At 31.7% G+C, this 24,414-nt stretch carries 21 protein-coding genes; 6 read left to right on the top strand and 15 right to left on the bottom strand.

Annotated elements, in window-relative coordinates; translation table 11 throughout:
- Window positions 1-23: 23 nt before the first annotated feature.
- The 3 genes from menD to BXY80_RS06700 form a co-directional block, all read right to left on the bottom strand.
- Window positions 24-1,778: a 2-succinyl-5-enolpyruvyl-6-hydroxy-3-cyclohexene-1-carboxylate synthase gene (menD, locus tag BXY80_RS06710; protein ID WP_120200499.1), complete on the bottom strand. Its 1,755-nt coding sequence runs from the start codon at window positions 1,776-1,778 to the stop codon at window positions 24-26.
- A 97-nt stretch (window positions 1,779-1,875) separates the two neighbouring features.
- A complete protein-coding gene (locus BXY80_RS06705) occupies window positions 1,876-2,997 on the bottom strand; it encodes a chorismate-binding protein (RefSeq protein ID WP_120200498.1) in 1,122 nt (373 codons plus the stop codon).
- Entirely contained in the window at window positions 2,997-3,422 is a 426-nt protein-coding gene (locus BXY80_RS06700; RefSeq protein WP_120200497.1) for a PaaI family thioesterase, read from the bottom strand. Before BXY80_RS06700 ends, BXY80_RS06705 begins: the two co-directional genes overlap by 1 nt.
- Window positions 3,423-3,462: 40 nt before the next feature.
- Between BXY80_RS06700 and BXY80_RS06695 the strand changes: the two genes are divergently transcribed.
- Window positions 3,463-4,098, top strand: a complete 636-nt coding sequence (locus BXY80_RS06695; RefSeq protein WP_120200496.1) for an alpha/beta hydrolase — start codon at window positions 3,463-3,465, stop codon at window positions 4,096-4,098.
- Window positions 4,095-4,667, top strand: a complete 573-nt coding sequence (locus BXY80_RS06690) for a GNAT family N-acetyltransferase (RefSeq protein ID WP_120200495.1) — start codon at window positions 4,095-4,097, stop codon at window positions 4,665-4,667. Before BXY80_RS06695 ends, BXY80_RS06690 begins: the two co-directional genes overlap by 4 nt.
- Here the strand turns inward: BXY80_RS06690 and BXY80_RS06685 are convergent.
- Together BXY80_RS06685 and BXY80_RS06680 are read right to left on the bottom strand one after the other, a co-directional pair.
- Window positions 4,664-4,984, bottom strand: a complete 321-nt coding sequence (locus BXY80_RS06685) for a YtxH domain-containing protein (RefSeq protein WP_120200494.1) — start codon at window positions 4,982-4,984, stop codon at window positions 4,664-4,666. The genes BXY80_RS06690 and BXY80_RS06685 overlap by 4 nt on opposite strands.
- 152 nt (window positions 4,985-5,136) lie before the next feature.
- Window positions 5,137-6,900 carry a serine hydrolase gene (locus BXY80_RS06680; RefSeq protein WP_120200493.1) on the bottom strand — a complete coding sequence of 588 codons (1,764 nt, stop codon included), beginning with the start codon at window positions 6,898-6,900 and terminating at the stop codon, window positions 5,137-5,139.
- A gap of 182 nt (window positions 6,901-7,082) precedes the next feature.
- Between BXY80_RS06680 and BXY80_RS06675 the strand changes: the two genes are divergently transcribed.
- Window positions 7,083-7,943: an AraC family transcriptional regulator gene (locus BXY80_RS06675; RefSeq protein ID WP_120200492.1), complete on the top strand. Its 861-nt coding sequence runs from the start codon at window positions 7,083-7,085 to the stop codon at window positions 7,941-7,943.
- Here BXY80_RS06675 and BXY80_RS06670 read toward each other — a convergent pair.
- The 5 genes from BXY80_RS06670 to dnaK all read right to left on the bottom strand — a co-directional run bounded on the left by BXY80_RS06670 (window position 7,936) and on the right by dnaK (window position 13,527).
- Window positions 7,936-8,883, bottom strand: coding sequence for an NAD(P)H-dependent flavin oxidoreductase (locus tag BXY80_RS06670; RefSeq protein WP_120200491.1), 948 nt, complete (start codon window positions 8,881-8,883; stop codon window positions 7,936-7,938). The two genes, BXY80_RS06675 and BXY80_RS06670, sit on opposite strands and share 8 nt — an antisense overlap.
- Window positions 8,884-9,004: 121 nt before the next feature.
- Window positions 9,005-9,295 carry a DUF2188 domain-containing protein gene (locus tag BXY80_RS06665; RefSeq protein WP_120200490.1) on the bottom strand — a complete coding sequence of 97 codons (291 nt, stop codon included), beginning with the start codon at window positions 9,293-9,295 and terminating at the stop codon, window positions 9,005-9,007.
- Window positions 9,296-9,360: 65 nt separating this feature from the next.
- On the bottom strand, window positions 9,361-10,158 hold the full coding sequence (locus BXY80_RS06660) for a hypothetical protein (protein ID WP_120200489.1): 798 nt from the start codon (window positions 10,156-10,158) through the stop codon (window positions 9,361-9,363).
- Window positions 10,159-10,261: 103 nt separating this feature from the next.
- Window positions 10,262-11,491, bottom strand: a complete 1,230-nt coding sequence (locus BXY80_RS06655; RefSeq protein ID WP_120200488.1) for a class I SAM-dependent rRNA methyltransferase — start codon at window positions 11,489-11,491, stop codon at window positions 10,262-10,264.
- Window positions 11,492-11,622: 131 nt separating this feature from the next.
- The gene (gene dnaK, locus BXY80_RS06650) at window positions 11,623-13,527 is read right to left on the bottom strand and encodes a molecular chaperone DnaK (protein WP_120200487.1); all 1,905 of its coding nucleotides are present in this window, start codon (window positions 13,525-13,527) and stop codon (window positions 11,623-11,625) included.
- A 210-nt stretch (window positions 13,528-13,737) separates the two neighbouring features.
- Here dnaK and BXY80_RS06645 point away from each other — a divergent pair, with 210 nt between their 5' ends.
- The 3 genes from BXY80_RS06645 (at window position 13,738) to BXY80_RS06635 (ending at window position 16,751) form a co-directional block, all read left to right on the top strand.
- On the top strand, window positions 13,738-15,159 hold the full coding sequence (locus tag BXY80_RS06645) for an L-serine ammonia-lyase (protein ID WP_120200486.1): 1,422 nt from the start codon (window positions 13,738-13,740) through the stop codon (window positions 15,157-15,159).
- A 69-nt stretch (window positions 15,160-15,228) separates the two neighbouring features.
- A complete protein-coding gene (panB, locus tag BXY80_RS06640) occupies window positions 15,229-16,047 on the top strand; it encodes a 3-methyl-2-oxobutanoate hydroxymethyltransferase (RefSeq protein WP_120200485.1) in 819 nt (272 codons plus the stop codon).
- Between the two features lie 5 nt (window positions 16,048-16,052).
- Window positions 16,053-16,751 (top strand): RluA family pseudouridine synthase, encoded by a 699-nt coding sequence (locus BXY80_RS06635; RefSeq protein ID WP_120200484.1) that lies wholly within the window; start codon window positions 16,053-16,055, stop codon window positions 16,749-16,751.
- A gap of 119 nt (window positions 16,752-16,870) precedes the next feature.
- Here the strand turns inward: BXY80_RS06635 and BXY80_RS06630 are convergent, their stop codons facing one another.
- From BXY80_RS06630 to BXY80_RS06610, 5 genes are all read right to left on the bottom strand, one after another.
- A complete protein-coding gene (locus BXY80_RS06630; protein WP_120200483.1) occupies window positions 16,871-17,686 on the bottom strand; it encodes a sensor histidine kinase in 816 nt (271 codons plus the stop codon).
- Entirely contained in the window at window positions 17,638-18,348 is a 711-nt protein-coding gene (locus BXY80_RS06625; RefSeq protein ID WP_120200482.1) for a hypothetical protein, read from the bottom strand. The genes BXY80_RS06630 and BXY80_RS06625 overlap by 49 nt, the downstream gene beginning before the upstream one ends.
- 9 nt (window positions 18,349-18,357) lie before the next feature.
- Window positions 18,358-18,858, bottom strand: a complete 501-nt coding sequence (locus BXY80_RS06620; protein ID WP_120200481.1) for a hypothetical protein — start codon at window positions 18,856-18,858, stop codon at window positions 18,358-18,360.
- Window positions 18,859-19,077: 219 nt separating this feature from the next.
- On the bottom strand, window positions 19,078-20,613 hold the full coding sequence (locus BXY80_RS06615) for a YifB family Mg chelatase-like AAA ATPase (RefSeq protein ID WP_120200480.1): 1,536 nt from the start codon (window positions 20,611-20,613) through the stop codon (window positions 19,078-19,080).
- Between the two features lie 222 nt (window positions 20,614-20,835).
- Entirely contained in the window at window positions 20,836-24,411 is a 3,576-nt protein-coding gene (locus BXY80_RS06610) for a T9SS type A sorting domain-containing protein (RefSeq protein WP_120200479.1), read from the bottom strand.
- Between the last annotated feature and the right edge of the window lie 3 nt (window positions 24,412-24,414).

Here is a 24,414-nt window from a genome sequence, read left to right as displayed (position 1 = left end):
ACGTAAAAGTCACTCAACAATTGTTATTTAATAAACTTGAAATAGCTAAGCAAGACCTCATCATTAATTTCTCGAGGAGTAAAAACCTCTAAAAGTTTTGGTCGAGAATTATTATTATAAAAAGATTGTAAAGCAGAAGACAAATTAAATTCTCCTGAAACCTCTTGATAATCAAAATCATACATCTCACACAATTGTTTTGCAGATAACTTATGCTTGGTTTCAAAATAAGTGTCGAAGTTTTCAGTATTCTTATGACCTGGAAGGATTCTAAAAATTCCGCCACCTTGATTATTAATAACTATAATTCTAAAATTATTAGGTATATAATCATTCCACAACGCATTACTATCATAAAAAAAACTCAAATCTCCAGTTACTAAAGTTGTTTGTCTGTCACTTTTTAAAGCGAATCCAATAGCTGTAGATGTACTACCATCAATACCGCTAGTTCCTCGATTACAAAACACATCTACTGCCTTATTTAATTTAAAAAGTTGTGCATATCGTATTGTAGAGCTATTGCTCAGTTGTAATACACTATCACTTGGTAATGTGCTTAAAATTTGATTAAATACTTTAAAATCGGAATACGGAATTGTTTCTAAATACGAATCATGCTTAACCAATCTATTCTTTTTAATAGCAGACCAAAATGAAAAGTAACTACTTTTACGTACATCTACTTTTGGTAAAAATTTAGAAAAAAAAGTGTTTGGGTTTCCTCGCAAATGATTGCTTAAGCTAAAAAACGTGTTATTAGCTTTTTTCTCATCAATATGCCAATGAAATTTGGGTTTATAAGTTCTTAAAAATGCTTTTATTTTTTTAGATACTATTAAACCTCCAAAAGTTAAAAGAATATCGGGTTGCAATCTTTTAAATTCATCTTCGGTTAAAGGCGCAATAATTTGGTCTATACTCGGGAAAAAGTTATCGTGATGCAGATTTGACGTTGTTTCTGTAAAAACAATCACACTTTCATCTTCAGCTAACTTATTTAGCCATTGTTGCTCTATACTATTTGGTTTGTTAACTCCAACCAGAATCATTTTCTTAGATGTATTATTCCAAACATCAACCAAATCATTTAAAGCCTCTGGATTAGTTTTAACTACATTAACTTCTGGAAGAATAACTTTTGGATTTACAGCTAATTCATCTGTTAATTCATATAAAGGTTCTTCAAACGGAATATTAATATGTACCGGACCATTTTGGGTTATTGCTGTATTAATTGCTGTGTTAATTTCAGTTTCATTTTCTTGCTGAATGGTTTGCTGTAAGCCTAATAGCTTTTCAAGCTTATTCTCTATATTTTTAAAAATAGGAAGCTCTTCTGTTTCACTATTATTTTCAGCTTTTACATCTTGTTTTAAATTAGCAGAATATACTATATGATTTTTATACACTTCTTTTTGATTAATAGTTTGACCATCACCAATACCTACCAAATATTTAGGTCGGTCAGCAGATAAAACTACTAACGGTATATCGCTATAATATGCTTCTGCAATTGCAGGATAATAATTAAGTAAAGCACTTCCAGATGTACAAAGTACTGCGACTGGCTTTTGTGTTTGCTGAGCAATACCTAGAGCAAAAAAAGCAGCACAGCGTTCATCAACAATACTATAGCAATTAAAAAATGAATCGTTTGTGAAGCCTAGTGTTAAAGGTGCATTTCTGCTTCCTGGAGAAATAACAATATTACTAATATCTTTAGCTTTACAAAGCTGAACAACCGTTTGAGCAAGTGGAATTTTTGGGTACTTCATCTAAAAAATAGTGTGTTCAAATGTAGTAAAAAAAATAGGTTTCGACTTAAGTTTATCCTGAGCGCTGTCGAAGGACTCAACCTAACAAAACATTACTTCACAAAACACCTTTTATTGTTTTTGTTTTGTTTACAGTTTCTTGCCATTCTTGTTCTGGATTAGAGTCTTTAGTAATTCCGCCACCAACATAAATCAACGCTTCATTGTTTTTAAGTTGCATACAACGTAAATTCACAAATAAGTTAGAAACCGTTTTTATAGAATTGTAAGCATTATTCTCTACGTTACGTCGATTAGAGTTTCTAACACGCTTCTCTTTAAGATTTAATTCTCCCAAAAAACCAGTATAGAATTCTCTATTATAAACTTCATTATCTAAAATAAACTGTTTAGCAGCAACTTTAGGCAACCCGCAAACTGCAGGTGTTGGATGCAACTTATCTAACAACTTTTTAAAACTGGTTTGACTTCCTTTAAGAGTTCCTGTTATTTGCGTTTTAATGTGTAATAGATTAGCAGCTTTTACAGTTTTGGCTTCAGTAACGTTTAGGTTTTCAACATCATCACTTAAACTGTTTACTATAAAGTCTGTAACAAATTGCTGTTCTTCTTTTTCTTTAGTTTCCCAAGTAACATCAAGCGTCCCTTTATATTCTTGTGTTCCCGCAAGTGCCATTGTAGAAAAACGTTTGTCCTCAACCTTAATTAAGGTTTCTGGTGTTGCACCTAACCAAAGCCCAACTTTTGGATGATACCAACAATACACAAATGCATTAGTATACTTATCTAATAATTGTTTAAAAATTGAAATTGGGTTGTTATTAGAAATAGTAACAGTTTCGTTTCTTGACAAAACAACTTTATCTAATTGCTTTTTAGCTATTTCAACAATACCTTTTTGAACCAATTTAATATGCGCCTCTCTTTCCGCTTCATTAATAACATCATGTGTTTCTGCTTTACTTGATATAGTATTACTACTAGTAAGTTCAGTTTGAAAAACCTCTGAAGCTTCTAAAGGCATTAAAATAGAACCTGCTTTATTATTAAAAGGCGCAAATATAAATCCGCTTTCTGCATAATCTATACTTTTATATAGCTTATCATCAGTTTGGAGAAATACCTTTGCATTACTTTTATTAGGTTTTCTATAAACTACAAAAGGTAACGCATAATTATAATGCTCATTAATACGTTCGAAAAAAGTGCCTGAAATCATTATTTATTCTTTGGCAAAGAAATAGTAGTTAGTTTACAAAGCGAAACTAAATTATCATTATCATCTGTTACTCTAATATCTAATAGTTGCGTTGTTCTTCCTTTATGCACAAATTTTGCTGTTGCGTAAACGTAACCTTCTCGAACACTCTTTAAATGATTAGCAGTAATCTCAATACCTCTAACAAAAACTTTATCTAAATCCATAAGTAATTCTGCAGCAAAACTTCCTGTGGTTTCGGCTAAAGCCGCAGTTGCTCCTCCATGCAAAACACCATCTGGCTGATATACTCTTTTATTTACGGGCATTCTGCCAACAACAAAATCATCACCAAAATCTACCATCTCAATCTCTAGTGTTTCCATCAAGGTGTTTTTTGTAATTTGATTAGCGCGTTTTAGAATTTCTTCTCTAGATAATTGCATAGAAATACTGTATTTTTAATGTCGCTAACAAAAGTACAAAATGAATTCTATAGAAAAGGAAATTTCTTATACAACTACCAATAGCTACTCTACTTTAAATAGCTTAACCAAAAAAACCAAAAACGTATGGTTTGTATGTCATGGCATGGGTTATTTAAGTCGTTATTTTTTAAAATATTTTGTAAAACTTAATACTGAAGAAAATTATATTATTGCGCCTCAAGCGCAAAGCAAATACTACGTACCACCCAAATTTAAGCATGTTGGCGCAAGCTGGTTAACTAAAGAAAACACTTTAAAAGAAACAGAAAACGTACTACGTAATTTTGATGCAATTTTTGAAACCGAACAAATTCCTGAAGATATAAACCTTATTGTGCTTGGGTACTCGCAAGGTGTTAGTGTTGCCATGCGTTATGTTGCCAAACGCAAATTACAATGCTCTCAATTGGTATTACATTCTGGAGGTATTCCTAAAGAATTGAATGCAAATGATTTTAAATTTTTCAAAGGAAAAGTAAGCTTGATTTATGGCATAAATGACGAATATTTAAATGACGAACGCATGGAATATGAAACTAATCGTGTTAACGAGTTATTTACCAACAATGTAAACATAATCCCTTTTGAAGGAACTCATGAAGTGAATGTAAAATTAGTAAACAGTTTAGTATGAAAGTACCAACTTTAGAAAATGAGCGTGTAAAACTCTCATTATTAGATTTGAGTAATTATGAGCATATATTAAACATTGCCCAAGAAAAAAACCTTATCTACTACTCGCCTAGTAATATCTCTACACCAAAAGCTTTAAAAGCTTATGTGCAAGTTGCTGTTGATGGTTATTACCATAAAACCACAATACCTTTTATTATTTATGATAAGCAAAAACAAGTTTATGCTGGAAGTACTCGTTTTGGGCTTATAAACTGGAAAAATAAAGTTGCCCATATTGGTTGGACATGGATTGGTCACGCCTTTCAAGGTTCAGGTTTAAACAAACACATGAAGTTCTTGATGCTTCAATATGCATTTGAAACTTTAAAGTTTGATAAAGTAGAGTTTCGTATTGACGAGCGCAACCAGAAGTCACGAAAAGCTGTTGAAAAGCTTAACGCAACACTAGAAGGTATTTTACGAAAAGATACCTTAATGAACGATGGCTTTAAACGCAGTACTTGCTGCTACGGCATTTTAAAAGAAGAATGGTCTAACATTAAAGCAACAGTTTTTAACGGTTATTAAACCGTTTTTTGAAGTGTCTTATTCTTTTCTTTTAAAACGGCCAATTGCTTTTCTAAAAATGTAATAGCCTGTTCTGTTTTATAACTTGTTTTAGAGGCTAAGTCTTTTGCTTCCTTTTTAAATTTTTCTTTACCAGAAATAGCTGCTTTAGACAAATCATCTTTAACCTCAACAAAATCTTGGGTTATTTGATCTTTTATATCTTTTCCTTCTTTTTTAAGCTTTTCTCTTGTAACGCTTCCTTTTTCTGGCGCTAATAACACACCTATTCCTGCTCCTATTAGTACTCCTAATACAATAGCTCCTTTATTAATCATACTTTTTCTTTTTTTTAATTATTATACTTGTTTTACTTATAAGTAGTAAAATCTATTAAATTGTTACAAACAAACTCTATACCAGACCTTTAAGAACACAAAAAACTCTTGATAGTTATCAAGAGTTTTTTCTATAGACTGTAAACTAGTAATTATTTTAATCGTTTTCCTGTTGTTTCTCTTCCGCCTTGCTTCAGTGTTGCACTTTCAACTTCGCCTTTATCATTTTTATTAAATGTAAGTTGTGCTTCAACTACTTTTAAATAGAATACATTTTCAGTTTTAGGAAAAATATCAAAAATTGGTTGTCCTGTAGCTTGTGCTTTTAATTGCTTACCATCTTTAGTGATTTCAATTATAAAAGATGGTGCTAACTCATATTTGCCAACATAACTTTGTAATATAGCATCTGGAACATTAATTTCTTTTTCTAAATCTGATACATCTGCTCCTAACTTCTTTAACATACTTATCCCGTTTTGGTTATTAGGATTTAGTTCTATAGACTTTCGGTAATTTGTTATTGCTAACTCATTCTTACCTTGGCTCATTAAGCCTTCTGCATAACTATCATATACATTTGAAGATTTTGGATATGCCTCTACATTAATCTTAAAAATAGCTACAGCTTCATCAAGCTTCCCAGATTGGAATAATTGATAACCAACTTGATTCATTTCGCCTTCATCGATGTAATGGTCTTTAACATCTTTGATAGTAGTATAATGCTTAGTAATTGCTTCTTTTCCATTATTTAAAGCTACATCTAACAATTCATTTGCTATAGATTTTTTAGGAAAATCATATGCTTTGTCATATAGAATTGCACGTATAGAACTTGTTATTTCTCTTAGAGGTGCTCGCCCTGTGTTATTTAATAAAACAATTAATGATTTATCTGAAAGCGCTCTAGAAATATTAGTATTAAAACCATTAATTCCTCCACCATGACTTATAGTTTCTATTCTTTCTTCAGTATTACCAATTCTGTCGTTACCCATTCGCCATCCATAACCATAATGGCTGCGGCGACCTGCCTCAATGTGTTTTCCGAAAAATAAATCTCTATATTCTTTTGTTAGTAATTTATTAGTATATAATGCTTGATCCCATTTATATAAATCTTCAACTGTAGAATACAATGATCCCGCAGCATAAGGAATTGACATATCTAAATATCCTGAATTGACAAATGCATTTGCTTCCTTTTCATAACCAGTTGCTCTATTTTTTAAAATAGTCTTGTGATGATCATAACCCGAATCATTCATGCCAAGTGGCGTAAATATTCGTTCTTGAAGCATTTGCTCATAGGTCTTACCAGACACTTTTTCAATAAGTGCACCAAGTAAAAAATAACCTGAGTTACTATAACTAAACTTTTCTCCTGGCGTAAACTCTAAATCCATATCAGAAAATCGTTTTAGAAACTCTGTTGGGGTATATGGATCACGACTATCGTTTCTAACAAAACCAGGAAAAGATGTGTAATTTGGTATTCCAGATGTATGTGTTAATAAGTGATGTGTTGTAATACGATCTCCATTTTCTTTATTATAATCTGGAAGATATGTGGTGATTGGTGCTTGTAAATCAATTTTACCTTCTGCGGCTAATTGCAAAACTAATAAACCTGTAAATTGTTTAGATATAGACCCTAAACGATGCTTTGTATTTGGTGCATTAGGAATATCCCATTCCATATTTGCCATTCCAAACCCCTTTTTATAAATAACTTTTCCATTTTCAGCTATTAAAACTGAACCGTTAAATGTATTGTAATCTACATAGGTGTTTATGAGTTTATCTATTTGTGCCTCTTTTGTTTGCGCAACTGAAAGCTGACTTATAAAAAGTAATACAAAAAGGACTAAGATTTTTGATTTGATAAATTGATGATTTAAACTAAGTGTCATAATTTGATTTTTTTGATTGAAAAGTATTTAGTTAATTTTTACATGAGACGACTCGCAAGCCATAAAAGTTACAACTAAAGTAAATAATAAAATATTATATACCATCTAAGTCTCCATGATAGCAAGATTGGAAAAGTTTGTAACCTAATAGGGTTATATATTTGCAGTATCAATACAAAGAAATGACAAGAAAAGAATCTAATAGAGTTATTTATCAGCAAAACTTAAACCTAGTTATAGATTATATACACAATAACCTAGATCAAAAAATTGATATTAAAACCTTAGCTGAGATTTCATGTTTTTCTCCATTTCATTTTCATCGTATAACAAGAGCGCTTTTAGGAGAACCTATTGGAGCATACATTTCTAGAACACGAATAGAAACAGCAGCCAAAATGCTAGGTTATTCTACTTCTAGTATTGAAACGATTGCTTACAATGTTGGCTTTGAAACACCTTCATCATTATCTAAGGCTTTTAAAAATCATTTTGGAGTTTCTCCATCACATTATAGAACCGATAAACATCACATCATCAAAACAATGAACATTATGAAAACCACATTGAACATTAAGAAACCAAAAATTACTACTATTGAAGACAAGCAATGCCTGTATTACAGAATGCATGGTGCTTACCAAACTTTAGATTATGCTGAAGCTTGGCAAAAGTTATGGAACGAAGTAAAAACACAAAAATTATTTACAGCCGGTATTCAAGGTATTGGACAATCTCATGACGACCCAAATGTTACTGAAGACGATAAAATTAGATACGATGCGTGTTTGGTTATACATAAAGATGCCAAACCTAATGGTGATGTTGGTGTAAAAACACTAAAAGGTGGAAAATTTGCAGTTTTTCAATATCAAGGTTCTTATACTAACTTTCCTCAAGTATATGATTACATTTTTAATGAATGGCTAATGAATAATGATTATGAGCTAAGAGATGAGTCAGCCAGAGAACATTATAGAAATGACCCTAGACGCACTGAAGAACAGAAATTAAAAACAGATATTTATCTGCCTATTAAATAGTTAGCTTTTCAATAATTGCTTTTATTGGTAAAATTGAAGTAGTATGCTCTATACTTGGACCTGCAACCCAAACTGTTTTATAAGTCGTCTTTTTGGCGGCTTTTTCAGTAGCCTTCATTCCTATAGAAAAACGAATCATTTTAACCCATTTCTTCAATTTTCTATTCTTATTTAAAACAGACTCTAACCAAGTTTGCTTAGTACCAATTTTTTTAACATAAGGTGTGTTGATAACAGTGCAAGGTGTTCCAGAAATACGTTCTGTCATTACAATATCATTAGCTCCATAATCTACACAGGCTTGTTTATATTCTTGAGTTACTCCAGCTTCAATAGAAGCTATAAACGGACTACCAACAGAAACACCTTCAGCTCCATAACTTAGCATCTCATCAATATCTGCTTTACAACCAACGCCTCCTGCAGAAATTACAGGAATAGTTAAATTATCTTTTAAATGCTTGATTAATTCTTCTGGAGACATATTGCCTCTATGACCTCCAGCTTCATTATTTACAGCTATGGCAGCATCAGCACCTAAACCTTCTACTTTTTTAGCAAACTTTAAGTCAACCACATCGCAAAACACTTTAATCCCAACTTTGTGTGCTTGATTAATAGTTTCTTCTGGACTTCCTAAAGATGTAATTATAAAATCACAACCTTCTTCACAAAGTACTCTTAGTTGCTCCTTATATTTTATGTTTGATTTATTTACAATCAAGTTATACCCAAACGAACCACCTTCAATTTTAGCTGCTTTTAATTCTTTTATTGAAGCTCTTAACTCATCAAGTGTTCTATAATTTAATGCGGGAATACAACCAGCAATTCCTCCTTTCATAGCTTCAATAACCATAGCGGTATTTGATACTAAAAACATTGGTGCTTGAATAATTGGATGCTTTATATTTAAAAGTTGCGTGAGTTTGGTTTGCATGAATCGTAAATTAAATTAGGTTTCGACTGCGCTCAACCTGACATTTTATTTGAGCAAATATAACAAAATATTATGCACGCATAGTAATCTGCTGCTTTTTGAAATCTATAATACATTACAACTAGTCTTCTTTATAACTAATCCTGTCTCGAATGCCACCACTTTCACGATGAATTATAACATCTGCATTATAACGTTTGGCTAAGGTTTTAGCTTTGCGGATAGCTGTACTTTGCTTTCTGTGTTTAGAAGTAATACGCTTATTGCCTTCTCTACGAACAGCCCAATTCTCCTCATATGGAACAACATGTTGATGCCAAGTTCTTTTTTTAGTATTAGAATAACCTAAAGCTTTAAGAATGGTTTCAATTAATTGCTGGATTGCATCTATTAAACTGTTTTTATTGGGCATAAGACTCTTATAATTTATCTAACTGCGAACTAAACTACCAAATTACATCACAATAAAAAACAGAATTACTGACCTTTTACATTTTCTTGCCCTTTACTTACACTAAAGATATTATACCCAATGCCAATACCAAACCATCTTCTTCCTTGATAAGTCCAGTTTTTCCCTAAATTTCTTGATAAAAAATCAAATCCTACAAACAAACCAAATTGAGCCTTTCCCACTTCTTTAAGAACACCAAATGTTGGTGTTAAAGCCGCAGCATTAGTTGTAGAAGTAATAACTCCATTTGTAGTTTCACTATCAACAGGAACAGAAGTGATACTAATACCAGAATATATATCTAAAATATTTCTAAGCCTAAAACTCAAACCAACTCCTGCATTAAAATTACCATAAAAATCAAGAGGGATATTTTCTCCATTACCAGGTCTTATTTTAATTGGGATTGTTACAGTTCCAAATTCAATTTCTATTCTCGCGGAAACTATTTCAGAAGATCTTTTAAGTTTATCTTTAGTTAATAAAAAATATTTTTTATCATTATCATAAACAAAATCTTTATTTCGTTGTGCCAATACTGGATCTGTGCCTACCCAATTAATAAACGTTATAACTACATTATTTTCTAAAATTTTATCTATTCTAAATTTCCATCCTTTTTCAGCTATAATACTTTTATAAGTTGTAGCACTTGGGCTTCCTGATAACATATCAATAACTGGTTCTCCATTTGTTTTACACTCTATTAATTCAATACCAAATTTAAAACGGTAAACTTTATCTTCAATAATTTCAGAGTTCTGGCTTTGCAGCGTACTAAATGCAAATAAAAAGAGATAGATTAATATTCTTGTTTTCATAATAAATTGGTTTAGTTAATATGTACCAAAATATCATTAGAACAAAAGCTATTCAATACCCAATACTGGGTAAATTAAAATAGGTTTATAAATACATTTAAATCTAATTATCTAAGAACCGATAATATCCACATTTGAGATATGCACCTTCTAGAAAACCAATTGGATGGTCAATGTCATGCTGTGTTTTTTGCTCAATAGAAAAAGTGCGTTGTGTTTTTTGCAACGTTTGAGAATTTATGTCATAAAACGAAGTGGCTGTAACTCTAGAAGAACAAGATGCGAGTACTAACATTCCTCCTTTTGCTGTAAGCTTAGCGCCTAACTCTGCCAATTGTGCATATTTCTTTTTTGCTAAAGCGACTTCAGATTGTTGCTTGGCAAAACTTGGAGGATCTATTACAACGACATCGAATTGTTGATGTTCTACAACGAGTTGCTTTAGTATTTTAAAAGCATCTCCTACTAATACATTATGCTTACCTGAATAGTTATTAAGCTTCCCATTTTGTTTTGCAATCTCTAAAGCTTGCTCACTTATATCTAAGCTTGTTACTTTTTTTGCTCCATTGGCTAAAGCGTGAACTGAAAACCCACCAGCATAAGAAAACACGTCTAAAACTGTTTTGTTTTTACTTAACAACCCAACTTGCCTCCTATTCTCACGATGGTCTAAAAAATAACCTGTTTTATGCCCTTTAATTACATTTGCCGAAAAATTAACGTCATGTTCAACAAATTGAACAACCTCATTATCTAAAGTTCCGTAAACTACCTCTCCATCTTTAAGCTGATGAGAATTTGAGTTTTGTAAGCTTCGACTTAAACGAATCACAACTGTTTCACATTTTGAAACATCAACTAAACTTTCTAAAATAGTATTAAAATAAGGCAACCAAATTTCAGAATACAATTTCACAACTAAAACTGAATTATATACATCGGCTATTAACGATGGAAAACCATCGTTTTCACCAAATAACAATCTGTAACTATTAGTATTTGTTTTTAGTAATGGTGCTCTTTTCTGAAAAGCCTTCTCTATCTTTTTATAAAAGAAAGCAGCATCAATAGTAACTGGTGTTGTGCTACTATAAATCATTTTTATTCTAATTGGAGACAATGCATCATAGAGGCCTATTCCAATCATCTTATTTGCACGTTTACCAAAAATTATAGCTAAGTCTCCTGTATTGGCGTCTGCAGTAATTTTTACTATACTATCTGAAAACACCCAAGGATGACCTTGCTGTACATAATTTTCTCCTTTAGCAGTAAGTTTAACAGCTAGGCGCTTTGGTTGGTATGTACTTTTAATTAATGTAGAAATCATTAGATATGCAAAGTAAACTCTTTTGAGGTTTATTAGAAATAAAAAGCGCAATCATTTCTGATTGCGCTTTTTCAAATGTTAAGTAATCTCGATGAGACCTTTCGACTGCGCTCAAGGTGACATCTTCAATTTTATTTTACTTCTTCAAAGTCTACATCTTCAACATCACTTCCTTCAGCCTCACCATTTTGGCTAGCATCTGGTCCTGGTGCTTCTGCTCCACCTTGAGCTTCTGCTTGTGCTTTGTACATTTCTTCAGAAGCCACTTTCCATGCTTCATTAATTTTCTCTAAAGCTGGATCAATTACTGCTAAGTCTTTTGTTTCAAAAGCAGCTTTTAATTCTTCTAATGCTTCTTCAATTGGTTTCTTTTTATCATCAGATAATTTATCTCCAAATTCTTTTAATTGACTTTCTGTTTGGAAAATCATTGCATCGGCTGCATTTAATTTATCAGCTGTTTCCTTTGCTTTAGCATCTGCTTCTGCATTAGCTTCTGCATCAGCTTTCATTTTTTGAATTTCTTCATCAGTTAAACCTGAAGATGCTTCAATACGAATATCTTGAGTTTTATTTGTTGCTTTATCGGTAGCAGAAACTTTAATGATACCATTGGCATCAATATCGAATGTTACTTCAATTTGAGGTGTTCCACGTCTTGCTGGTGGAATACCGTCTAAGTGAAAACGACCAATTGTTTTGTTATCTGCTGCCATAGGGCGCTCACCTTGTAATACGTGAATTTCTACCGATGGTTGATTATCTGCAGCTGTTGAGAACACTTGTGATTTTTTAGTAGGAATCGTAGTGTTTGCTTCAATAAGCTTGGTCATTACATTACCCATAGTTTCGATACCAAGAGATAAAGGGGTAACGTCTAATAATAAGACATCTTTTACATCACCTGTTAATACACCTCCTTGAATTCCTGCTCCTAAAGATACCACCTCATCTGGGTTTACACCTTTACTTGGTGTTTTACCAAAAAACTTTTCTACGGCTTCTTGCACAGCAGGAATACGAGTAGATCCGCCAACTAATATCACTTCATCAATATCAGATTTTGATAAACCTGCAGCTTTTAAAGCCGCTTCACAAGGTTCAATAGTACGTTTTACTAAATCATCGATTAATTGCTCAAATTTGGCTTTTGTTAATGTACGTACTAAGTGTTTTGGTCCACTAGCTGTTGCTGTTACGTAAGGTAAATTAATTTCAGTTTGTGCTGAAGATGATAACTCTATCTTAGCTTTTTCTGAAGCTTCTTTTAAACGTTGTAAAGCCATAGGATCTTTTCTTAAATCCATACCTTCTTCAGCATTAAACTCCTCTGCTAACCAATTAATGATTTTTTCATCAACATCATCACCACCTAAATGTGTATCTCCATCTGTAGCTAATACTTCAAATACACCATCTCCTAACTCTAAGATAGATACATCATGTGTTCCTCCACCAAAATCAAATACTACTATTTTTTGGTCTGTTCCTTTTTTGTCCATACCATAAGCTAAAGCTGCTGCTGTAGGCTCATTGATAATACGACGTACTTTTAAACCTGCAATTTCACCAGCTTCTTTAGTTGCTTGACGTTGTGCATCGTTAAAATATGCTGGCACAGTAATTACTGCTTCTGCAACTGAAGTTCCTAAATAGTCTTCAGCTGTTTTTTTCATTTTTTGAAGTACCATTGCAGATAATTCTTGAGGCGTATATAAACGACCATCAATATCAACACGTGGTGTGTCATTATCTCCTTTTACTACTTTATAAGGTACACGTTCTGCTTCTTTTTTAGATTCAGAATATTTGTTTCCCATAAAACGTTTAATAGAATAAACCGTTTTTGTTGGGTTTGTTACTGCTTGACGTTTTGCAGGATCACCAACTTTAATTTCGCCTCCTTCAACAAAAGCAATAACAGATGGCGTTGTTCTTTTTCCTTCTGCATTTGGGATTACAACTGGCTCATTACCTTCCATTACAGAAACGCAAGAGTTGGTTGTTCCTAAATCGATTCCAATAATCTTACTCATAATTATAATTTATATTTTTTGTTTTTATAGTTTTCTGTTTACACAGAAATTAAGTGTTGAATGTTCATTTTAAATTCGTTATCTATATGTCAATGATTATGCCATGACAAAAAATATGACAAGCTGTCATTTAAAAATTTCAATCTTTAATAAAAATTAATCTACATAAGAGTTAAAAGCCTATTTTTACAACTACAAAACTGTTTATTTATGGAATGTATCTCGGTTTTTGATATGCTAAAAATTGGTGTTGGCCCATCAAGTTCGCATACACTTGGTCCTTGGAGAGCAGCAGAACGTTGGATAAAAGAATTAAAAGACACAGACAGTTTTAATACCGTTGAAAGTATAACTGTAGACTTATATGGTTCATTATCACTTACCGGAAAAGGACATGCTACAGATTATGCTGTGATGCTAGGTTTGTTAGGATGTGATCCGGAAACCATTCCTACGGAAAAAATAAACAGCTACATTAATGAGATTAAAACTACCTATACATTAAGCTTTAATGGTGAAAAAATATTAGCTTTTAATCCTGAAACCGATATTACATTTAATAAAACGTTTTTACCATTTCATTCTAATGGAATGACCTTTACTGCATCAATTAACGGTAATAAATTAAAATCTACTTTCTACTCTATTGGAGGTGGCTTTGTAGTAAAAGAAGAACGTACAAATCATAAAAAGAATTTTGAAATAAAATGCTCGTTTCCTTATCCTATTGAAAAAGGTACGGATTTGCTTCAGTTTTGCAGTACTTTAAATAAATCAATTTCTGAAGTTGTTTTAGAAAACGAAAAATCGATTAGAAATGAAGCACAAATAGATACAGAACTTAAACGCATATGGAATACTATGCTAGAATGCATGTATGATGGTTGTCATACCGAAGGCCAACTTCCTGGAGGTTTAAATGTAAGACGTCGTGCATATGATATGCATCAAAGCTTGAAAGGAGAAACACCATACTCTAATCCTGTAGAATGGATTTACACAATTAGAAGTACTGAAGTAAAGTTTAGGCAAATTTTAAAATGGGTAAGTTGCTTTGCTCTAGGTGTTAATGAGGTAAATGCATCTTTAGGTCGTGTAGTGACTGCACCAACTAATGGAAGCGCTGGAGTAATTCCTGCTGTACTTATGTATTATTTAGTGATTGAGAATCATGATGGTAATTTTGATGACATCAAACGTTTTTTATTAGTAGCTGGCGAAATAGGAAGTATCTTTAAAAAAGGAGCCACAATTAGTGCCGCAATGGGTGGTTGCCAAGCAGAAATAGGTGTATCATCTGCAATGGCAGCTGGGGCTTTATGTGAGCTTTTAGGCGGAACTCCAGAACAGGTTTTAGTTGCGGCAGAAATTGCTATGGAACATCATTTAGGTCTAACTTGTGATCCCATTGGCGGTTTAGTACAGATACCTTGTATAGAGCGTAATGCAATGGGAGCAATTAAAGCTATTAATGCTTCAGAACTAGCCTTAGACACAGATCCAAGCAATGTAAAAGTACCATTAGACAAAGTTGTAGACACTATGTGGGAAACTGCAAAAGACATGAATACTAAATATAAAGAAACTAGTGAAGGCGGTTTAGCGGTTAGAGTAAATATGGCAGATTGCTAAACAGAAAACTATTATAAGATCTTATTATTACAAAATCTCATTACTTTTGTAATACCAAACTAAAAAATTATGTCTGTAGCAAAAAAAGAATACAAACGAATTACTGTAAAATCATTAGTAGATATGAAAGCTAATGGTGAGAAAATTTCTATGCTAACTGCTTATGATTATACCATGGCAAAAATTGTTGATGGTGCAGGAATTGATATAATCTTAGTTGGTGATTCTGCAAGTAATGTAATGGCCGGTCATGAAACGACACTACCAATTACTTTAGACCAAATGATATACCATGCATCATCTGTAGTTAGAGCTATAGATCGTTGTTTAGTTGTTGTCGATTTACCTTTTGGAAGCTACCAAAGTGATCCAAAAGAAGCTTTACGCTCTGCTATTAGAATAATGAAAGAAAGTGGTGGTCATGCTGTTAAAATGGAAGGTGGAAAAGAAGTAAAAGAATCTATTAAACGTATTTTAAATGCAGGTATTCCTGTAATGGGGCATTTAGGTTTAACACCACAATCTATATATAAATTTGGAACTTACACAGTTCGTGCAAAAGAAGAACAAGAAGCTCAACAATTAAAAGAAGATGCTTTAATGCTAGAAAAAGCTGGTTGCTTTGGAATTGTTCTAGAAAAAATCCCTGCTAAACTAGCAAAAGAAGTTGCAGAGAGTGTTAACATTCCCGTTATTGGTATTGGAGCTGGAAAAGGTGTTGACGGACAAGTTCTAGTTTTACATGATATGATAGGTATGACTCATGAGTTTAATCCGCGTTTTTTACGTCGTTATATGAATTTATATGAAGACATGACTACTGCTATTTCTCAATATGTAGATGATGTAAAATCGGTTGATTTTCCTAATGACTCTGAGCAATACTAATTACAGTGTCTAAAGTCCTTTCTAACAAATCTAACCTTCAAGTTCTTTACGAAGACAATCACATTATTATTGTCAACAAACGTGCTGGAGATATTGTTCAAGGTGATAAAACAGGGGACAAACCTTTAAGTGATATTGTTAAAGAATTTCTTGCAGAAAAATATAATAAACAAGGCAATGTATATTTAGGCACAGTACATCGGCTTGATAGACCTACAACGGGTTTGGTTATTTTTTCTAAAACCTCAAAAGCATTACCTCGTTTAAACAAATTATTTGTTTCTAAAGATATTTCAAAAACATATTGGGCAATTGTAAAGAATCAGCCTCCAAAATCTAAAGACACTTTAATACATTGGCTAAAAAAGAACCCAAAGAACAATAAATCAACTGCGTATTATAAAGAAATTAAGGATAGTAAAAAAGCAATTTTACATTATTCAATTATAAAAAAGCTAGATAATTATTACCTCTTAGAAATTAACTTAGAAACTGGAAGACATCATCAAATAAGAACACAATTAGCATGTATTGGCTGTTCTATAAAAGGGGATTTAAAATATGGTTTTAATAGAAGTAATAAAGACGCAAGTATTAGTTTACATGCAAGACATATCTCTTTTATTCATCCTGTTTCAAAAATAGAACTGAATATCACTGCTCCATTACCTAAAGACCCCATTTGGGATGCATGCATAATTTAGGTAAAGTATGTCATTCTGAACTTGTTTCAGAATCTCATAAAATTAAAAAACTGTTCAATTAGATTGCAACCCTGAAATATATTCAGGGTGACGCTATGAATAAACATAATAATATTTAATTATAAAGGATATTTCAAGATCAAAACAACTCCTTTATTTGGTTGTGACTGTAAATTAAACGATGCTCCTATAAGCTCTGCTCTACTTTTCATATTAATTAAGCCAGAGCCTTTTTCTACAGTTTCAATATCAAAACCTTTTCCGTCATCTGAGGCTTCAATTATTAATTCATCAGGTTTATAATCTAAGCTAATTTTTAGGTTATCTGCTTCGGAATATTTAACTGAATTAGAAAAGAATTCTTGCAAAATTCTAAAAATCACAATCTCATGCTTTTTATTTGGCAACTCAACTTTTGTTCCAATTGTATGCAACTCAGCTGAAGTAAACTGCATCCGTTTTAATCTATCTAATTCATTTGTAATAGACTTCTCAAAACCTATATTTAAAATCACATCATTATTGAGCGATTTTGACAAAGAGCGTACTTCCTTTAAACTTTCTTTAATTACATCTGAAGCTTCATTAACTTTCTTTTTATTATCATCAGAAACTTTAGAAGACAACATATTTAGCTGCATACTAGCATAAGCTAAAAGTTGACCAACATTATCATGCAATTCCCAACCTATATGTTTTAAAGTTTGCTCTTGTATTTCAGATTGAGTTTTAGATATTTCTTCTTCAAACTCTTGCTGTTGTTGAATTTTATCTAGTAATAATTTATTTTTTCTTTTTTGAAAACCAATAAAAAAGATAATAACCATAGCAGACAACATAAGTACAACTAAAGTCACATAGCCAATTAAAGCTATTTGTTCCTCTTTTATAACTTCCTCTTGTAGAGTGAATACCAAAAACCAAATGTGACGCATAAAAAAGTAATTACGTTAATAAGTAATAAAAGTAAATATCTAAATATTACAAAATCTGTATTTATAGCTCTAAAATAGCCATTAAATATAAACAAAGGGGTAACACATATATACCAAAACAATAAGCTTACACTTATATAAAACAATGGTGTTTTATAAAACACTAATATAGAATCACTCTTTATCAACTCCATAAAATAAAGCAAGATGTATGTACAAATAATAACTGTACCTAAAATCTCATCGTAAGGCAAAGACATTACAAAAAATGCATCTGTTGCAGTAAAGTATATTAATACAAACAAACTATACCCCAAAACAACAAACCTAATTATAGCCTTTGATATTTTACTACTAAAGAACCTTGAATAAAATATACCAAGCAATCCTATAGACAGAAAGGTATAAATATTAAATAACCACGTATTTCTGCAAAATACACTATTTTTTATAGCATTATACCATTCATTATCATAATTGTTTTGCAGAAATGCTGTGTATTCACCTATAAACTCAACAGCAACAGTTAGCCATAAATAATTTACAAAAATTTTATACCTAGTATCTTTAGTCTTTGATAAATAAATAGAACCAAACACTGCAGCAATAATCTCAAACGCTTTTGTAATTAAGGAATAATTATCTAATAAAAATTGTTTCAAACAACTAAGTTATTGAGTATAGTTTGCATTAGGAGGATTTCCATCTGCTCCTTTGTTAAAACCTGAACCTCCAGGAATATTTTGAGGGTCGCCTATACGATAATTAATAAGAGTCATATTACCTTCTGAAACATTTAAATTCCCTGTAGGCACCATAAACATTGTTGTATAGCCAACTTCCTTATCTGTAGGATATGCTCCTAAATATACTCTAACACCATTCATTGTATAGCCTAGCTCTAAGCTTTCTTTTTCAGCATAGTTTAAATAATCTCTCATGTCCTCTAATGACCACCAAGATGATCTATTATCTGGTCGTTTAACTATAGAATCGCTAATTAGTTCATGTCTAGTGTTAAAAGCTTGATCAAGAGTTTTAGCTTCTGCAGGAGTAATAACACCTTTTGGTTTTACAATAGCTTCACTTTCGCCTAAAGATTGATTTGAATAATAATACATAGCTAAAGCACCTAAGATAAATCCTAATACTAATGTTACAATTTTTTTCATTTTTAAATGATTTTTGGGTTAGGTTAATAAATAGTTTTGTCTAATATATAAATCTTATTCTAATTACTTTTCTTTTTAGTTATATCTTTTTTAATTGAAGCTTTTATTGATTATTTTCAATCATTGATAAAATCAATAACACAATATTAATATAATAATATTTAACTGTTTACATAAATTTATATAAACCAAAACATTAAATTATATTTTTTAGATTAGCTATCCTAACCAACCTTCTCTATCCATACTCCTATACTGTATAGCCTCACTAATATGTGTCCCATTTATATCTTTTGCGCCTTCAATATCTGCAATCGTTCTCGCAACTTTTAAAATTCTATCATAAGCTCTAGCAGACAAATTTAAACGTTCCATAGCCGTTTTTAAAAGCTGCATAGAAGCATCATCTAATTTACAATACGTTCTAATTTGCTTCGCATTCATTTGCGCATTATAATGCACATTATTAGAAACTTTAAAGCGTTCTGTTTGTATTTCCCTGGCAGATACAACCCTTTTTCTTATCTCTACAGAGGTTTCCCCTTTTCTAGTGTCTGATAGCTTTTCAAAAGGCACTGGCGTGACTTCTATATGAATATCAATTCGATCCAACAATGGTCCAGAAACCTTACTCAAATAACGTTGCATTTCTGCTGGTGACGATGTTACAGGCGCATTTGGATCATTAAAATAACCACCTGGACTTGGGTTCATACTAGCAACCAACATAAAAGATGAGGGATATGTAACTGTAAATTTAGCCCTAGAGATAGTAACCTCTCGATCCTCCAGTGGCTGACGCATCACTTCTAAAACCTCTCTTTTAAATTCTGGCAACTCATCCAAAAATAAAACACCATTATGTGATAAAGATATTTCACCTGGTTGTGGATAACTTCCACCTCCAACAAGTGCTACATTAGAAATTGTATGATGCGGGCTTCTAAAAGGTCTTTGCGACATGAGCCCTGAATCTTTAACTCGACCAACTACAGAGTGTATTTTTGTTGTTTCTAACGCTTCATGAAGTGTCATTGGCGGCAATATTGAAGGCAATCGTTTTGCTAACATTGTTTTTCCTGCTCCTGGTGGACCAATTAAAATAATGTTATGTCCACCAGCAGCTGCAATCTCCATACAGCGCTTTATACTTTCTTGCCCTTTTACATCGCTAAAATCAAACTCAGGGAAATTGAGACTTTTATTAAACTCTTCTCTAGTATTTATAATAGTTTGCTCTAAAGTTTCACCTTTATCAAAATAGTTGATTACTTGAGTTATATTATCAACACCATACACTTCTAAACCATCAACAATAGCAGCTTCTTTAGCATTTTGCTTAGGAAGAATAAACCCTTTAAACCCTTCTTCTCTAGCTTTTACCGCAATAGGCAAAGCACCTTTAATAGGCTGTAAATTACCATCTAATGACAATTCTCCCATAATAAGATATTCTCCTATGGTTTCTGCTTTAATTTGCTTAGACGCGACTAAAACACCCATCGCTAAAGTTAAATCGTAAGCTGAGCCTTCTTTACGTAAATCTGCAGGAGACATGTTTATGATGATTTTTTTACCTGGGATTTTATAACCGTTATTTTGAAGCGCAGCAGCTATTCTAAAATTACTTTCTTTTATAGCATTATCTGGAAGCCCAACTAGATGATAACCAATACCAGAATCTACATTTACCTCAACAGTAATTGTTGTGGCTTCAACTCCAAAAACTGCACTTCCAAAAACTTTTTTAAGCATAAAAGGTTGATTTCCTTAAATGTAAGAAAAAATCTTAATCTTTAGTCGTACATTTTTTCACACCTACCGCACAAATACTAATTAATAGCTTTATAAATGATATAATAGACTATATTTGCAGCCACTTAAATTTTTATTTATGATTATTTAAGTATTACACAAATAGAACCCTTTGGTATGGTCACCAAAGGGTTCGCTTTTTTATAGTGTTAAATTTATGAGTTATTCTTTAATAAACTTTTTTGAAGATTTAAAGTTATCTGACTGTACTTCTATAAAATAAATACCTTGAGACAACTCTGAAACATCTAGTAGATACTGCAATTGGTTGTTTTCTATATCAATTGCATTTAATTCTCTACCATTAACATCATAAACAGCAATAGATTCTAAAGCCGATTTTCCTTCTATAGTTAATGTATTATTTACTGGATTTGGATAGATTGAAAATCCTTTAACCTCGAATTCATTTACCGACAAAGCATTAACTATTTCTGTGCTTACTGTATTGGTAACAATTGCCGGATTAAAGTCGAAAAAGATATCTGCGGTATTATAAAATATATCACCAACTTCAACATCACTCTTTGGTTTTATCTTATAAGCAATATAGCCATGAGAGTTAGGCTCATCATTTGTGCTATCTGGTAAATGGATATTATTAAATATAAATTTTGCCATATTACCATCTCTAATTTCTACGCGACCAGCATGACTTAAACTCTCCAATTGCATTGTTGTCCAATCTAGTTTATCATCTAATGCATTCTCTACATTAATATTAATAGCGCTTGCAGTACCTGTGTTTTGAAAACGAATAATATAATGCAAATATTTATCTGCATCTTCTAATAATATTTGTTCTCCTTCTAAAACACTTATATCATTTGGATCGTAAGAGCCTATTACAGTTTGTTGCAAATTAAAAGAATTGTTATAAATAGTTTCATCTTGTGTGAAAGGTGTAATTTCTGTCTCAAAAAATAATATATCCCCTAACATCACTGATGGTATATTATTCATACTGAAATTCAATTCAATAGTTCTTATTTCAAAAGGCTGTAAATCAAGATACTGAAATGCTAAAGAATTTGATGTTTGTGCAAAGACAGATTCACTTGAAGATTGAAAATTGATTTTTGTATTATCATAATCTAAAGTTATAAATCCATTGTTTACTATAGTTGTCCCAACGTTCTTATAGACAATTTGATAAGACACATCATATCCAGGTCGAACTTCAGAAAGTGGGTATAAGCTAATTTCTAAGTCATTAACTACTCCTACAGGTTCTATACAAAAATCAACTTCATTTGTATTTCCTTGACCTATAAATTCTGTTGTTTCTGATTCAGGATTAGATTCAAAATAAAGAGGTAATGATGTTAGTATTTGCGTTTCATAATTTCCATCTTGTGCTGGATACAATTGGTAATGACCATTATTTAAAGAAAATGTAGCCTTACTTTCAACACCGTTTGATGTACTTATCAATACATTATTAACTGGAATACTATTACTGAAATCACAACCAACACCATTTAAGTCAAATGTAAAATTCACGAAACCACTAATTCTATTCGTTAGAGATAAATTCTTACTCCAAACTAAATTATGGTACATCTGAGTGGCAGATATTACATCAATATTATTATCCTGATTAACATCTACAGCCACAATATAACCGCTATAGTCTACAAAAGAACTAGTATTATCTTGTAAATCAGTAATAACATTAAAATCACCAAAAGCCTCAGCTTGTCCATCTAAATTCTCATACCAAACTACTATATCAAAATCTGCAAGTGCAGCTAGTATATCTAAATCACCATCATTATCAACATCAGCTATATCAATAGATGAGACACCGTTTGCGTCATTAACAACAATTACAGCATCTTCAAACGCACCATTACCATCTATATGTTCAAAAAAAGAAATATTATTATTATCTCGAGATGATACTATTATATCTTTGTAACCATCGCCATTCATATCAAAAATTTTAAAAACACCTTTTGGAAAATAAGTGGTGTTTGATGAAATTGGCATCATATTTCCATAAGAACCTAATCCACCAACATTTTCAAACCAGACAATTGCATTACCATCAAAACATACAACATCATTATCATTATCATTATCTAAATCATTTAATTCTATTTCTGAAACAGAACCTACGTTAGCACCTATTTGATTTATTTCCCACGAACCTGCTAATCCATCTGCGTTTTTAAGCCAGTATATTCCATAATGAGTGCCAACCACTATATCATTATCCCCATCATTATCTACATCTTTTAAATCTAGACTATGTACTTGATCTGTTAGACTTGAATTAATGATTTGCTCATTACTAAAATCACCTTGTCCGTCTAAATTTTCATGCCAAGAAATTCTACCATCGTATTTGGATACTGAAATAATATCATTATCGTTATCACCATCAAGATCACCGATACTTATTTTTTTTCTTTGGTCATCACTATACTCACTGTTATCATGAATATATCTTTGAACACTAAAATATCCCATTTCGTCAATATTTGAATACCAAAATATATTACCGTAAAGATCCGTAGCAACTATATCTAAATCTAAATCTCCATCTAAATCTGCAGCTTTAACCTCTTTAGGTCGAGATAACTGCATAAAAACAGGAAGCGTCTCTTCAAAAGTCCCGTTTGAATTAATTTTAAACAAAACATCACTATAATTCTTCACCAAAATATCTAAATCTCCATCTAGGTCTATATCTATTAATTTCTCTATATAATGACCTCCATTATCAACAAACAATGATTGACTGTTAAGAAAAGTATTATTATTATTTTCTGACCAATAAAAACCATTCGAGCTTCCATTTAAAATATCCTGATCTCCATCCAAATCAATATCCATTACTGCAAATCCATAAGTATTATGAAACTCCGAAAGCAGCAGTGCACTTCCAAAAGAGATATCATTTATATTTTCATATATTTTCATATAATTTTGATATTCATTAGTAATAATATCCTTATCACCATCATCATCATAATCAGCAATAACAAAACCTCTATTATAAACAACTGAAAAATTCGCAGAGACATTAGCCTGTATGATATGCTCATTGCTAAAATCACCATTGCCATCCGTATTTTCGTACCAAACAAAATCTTCTTTAGCTCCAAGAATATCCATATCACCATCATCATCTATATCATCAACATAAAATTTAAAACCCCCAAACCCTGTTGCAGAATCAATAGTTTGTTGTGGTCCAAAATTATTTAGCCCATCGTTTTCAGACCACATTAATAACTTTGTATTCCCTGTAGTTGAATTAAAAACAATATCCTTATCATTATCCCCATCCATATCTTCAAATTTATAAGCTCCCAATTGAATATCATCAAGTATCACTACCCCTTCATTGAGCTCGTTTTGTCCATCTATATGCTCATACCAATACATTACATTCTCATACTTTAATACCACATCTTCATCTCCATCATAATCAAAATCAAAAACTTCAAATACAATGTTACCAGTACCAGGTAAATCCAAAAGTATATTTTGTTGTGAATAATTTCCATATCCATCAATATTCTCATGCCAGCTCAAAACCCTATTAAAAAAAGACAATAACACATCTAAATCACCATCACCATCAAAATCAACAAAATGTTTTACTGTTCCTACCGGATTATATGTGCTGTTATTAAAATTGGTTATATAGTTATCCTCAAACCCAATCTGCCCAAAAGACAATTGAAAAAAAAAGAATAAAATAATAGAAGTGTAAATATGTTTCATATA

Origin of the sequence: Ichthyenterobacterium magnum (assembly GCF_003610635.1) — a bacterium.
GTDB classification, from domain to species: domain Bacteria; phylum Bacteroidota; class Bacteroidia; order Flavobacteriales; family Flavobacteriaceae; genus Ichthyenterobacterium; species Ichthyenterobacterium magnum.
This window is presented reverse-complemented; position numbering and strand designations above follow the sequence as displayed.

What these genes read in the sequence shown, in the direction of transcription:
- BXY80_RS06685 (WP_120200494.1), bottom strand. Translation starts at nt 4,984, where the DNA reads ATGATTAATAAAGGAGCTATTGTATTAGGAGTACTAATAGGAGCAGGA.
- BXY80_RS06610 (WP_120200479.1), bottom strand. Translation starts at nt 24,411, where the DNA reads ATGAAACATATTTACACTTCTATTATTTTATTCTTTTTTTTTCAATTG.
- BXY80_RS06615 (WP_120200480.1), bottom strand. Translation starts at nt 20,613, where the DNA reads ATGCTTAAAAAAGTTTTTGGAAGTGCAGTTTTTGGAGTTGAAGCCACA.
- BXY80_RS06665 (WP_120200490.1), bottom strand. Translation starts at nt 9,295, where the DNA reads ATGCCCAATAAAAACAGTTTAATAGATGCAATCCAGCAATTAATTGAA.
- BXY80_RS06655 (WP_120200488.1), bottom strand. Translation starts at nt 11,491, where the DNA reads ATGATTTCTACATTAATTAAAAGTACATACCAACCAAAGCGCCTAGCT.
- BXY80_RS06620 (WP_120200481.1), bottom strand. Translation starts at nt 18,858, where the DNA reads ATGAAAAAAATTGTAACATTAGTATTAGGATTTATCTTAGGTGCTTTA.
- BXY80_RS06660 (WP_120200489.1), bottom strand. Translation starts at nt 10,158, where the DNA reads ATGAAAACAAGAATATTAATCTATCTCTTTTTATTTGCATTTAGTACG.
- BXY80_RS06630 (WP_120200483.1), bottom strand. Translation starts at nt 17,686, where the DNA reads ATGCGTCACATTTGGTTTTTGGTATTCACTCTACAAGAGGAAGTTATA.
- menD (WP_120200499.1), bottom strand. Translation starts at nt 1,778, where the DNA reads ATGAAGTACCCAAAAATTCCACTTGCTCAAACGGTTGTTCAGCTTTGT.
- BXY80_RS06675 (WP_120200492.1), top strand. Translation starts at nt 7,083, where the DNA reads ATGACAAGAAAAGAATCTAATAGAGTTATTTATCAGCAAAACTTAAAC.
- panB (WP_120200485.1), top strand. Translation starts at nt 15,229, where the DNA reads ATGTCTGTAGCAAAAAAAGAATACAAACGAATTACTGTAAAATCATTA.
- BXY80_RS06690 (WP_120200495.1), top strand. Translation starts at nt 4,095, where the DNA reads ATGAAAGTACCAACTTTAGAAAATGAGCGTGTAAAACTCTCATTATTA.
- BXY80_RS06700 (WP_120200497.1), bottom strand. Translation starts at nt 3,422, where the DNA reads ATGCAATTATCTAGAGAAGAAATTCTAAAACGCGCTAATCAAATTACA.
- BXY80_RS06670 (WP_120200491.1), bottom strand. Translation starts at nt 8,883, where the DNA reads ATGCAAACCAAACTCACGCAACTTTTAAATATAAAGCATCCAATTATT.
- BXY80_RS06705 (WP_120200498.1), bottom strand. Translation starts at nt 2,997, where the DNA reads ATGATTTCAGGCACTTTTTTCGAACGTATTAATGAGCATTATAATTAT.
- dnaK (WP_120200487.1), bottom strand. Translation starts at nt 13,527, where the DNA reads ATGAGTAAGATTATTGGAATCGATTTAGGAACAACCAACTCTTGCGTT.
- BXY80_RS06680 (WP_120200493.1), bottom strand. Translation starts at nt 6,900, where the DNA reads ATGACACTTAGTTTAAATCATCAATTTATCAAATCAAAAATCTTAGTC.
- BXY80_RS06645 (WP_120200486.1), top strand. Translation starts at nt 13,738, where the DNA reads ATGGAATGTATCTCGGTTTTTGATATGCTAAAAATTGGTGTTGGCCCA.
- BXY80_RS06695 (WP_120200496.1), top strand. Translation starts at nt 3,463, where the DNA reads ATGAATTCTATAGAAAAGGAAATTTCTTATACAACTACCAATAGCTAC.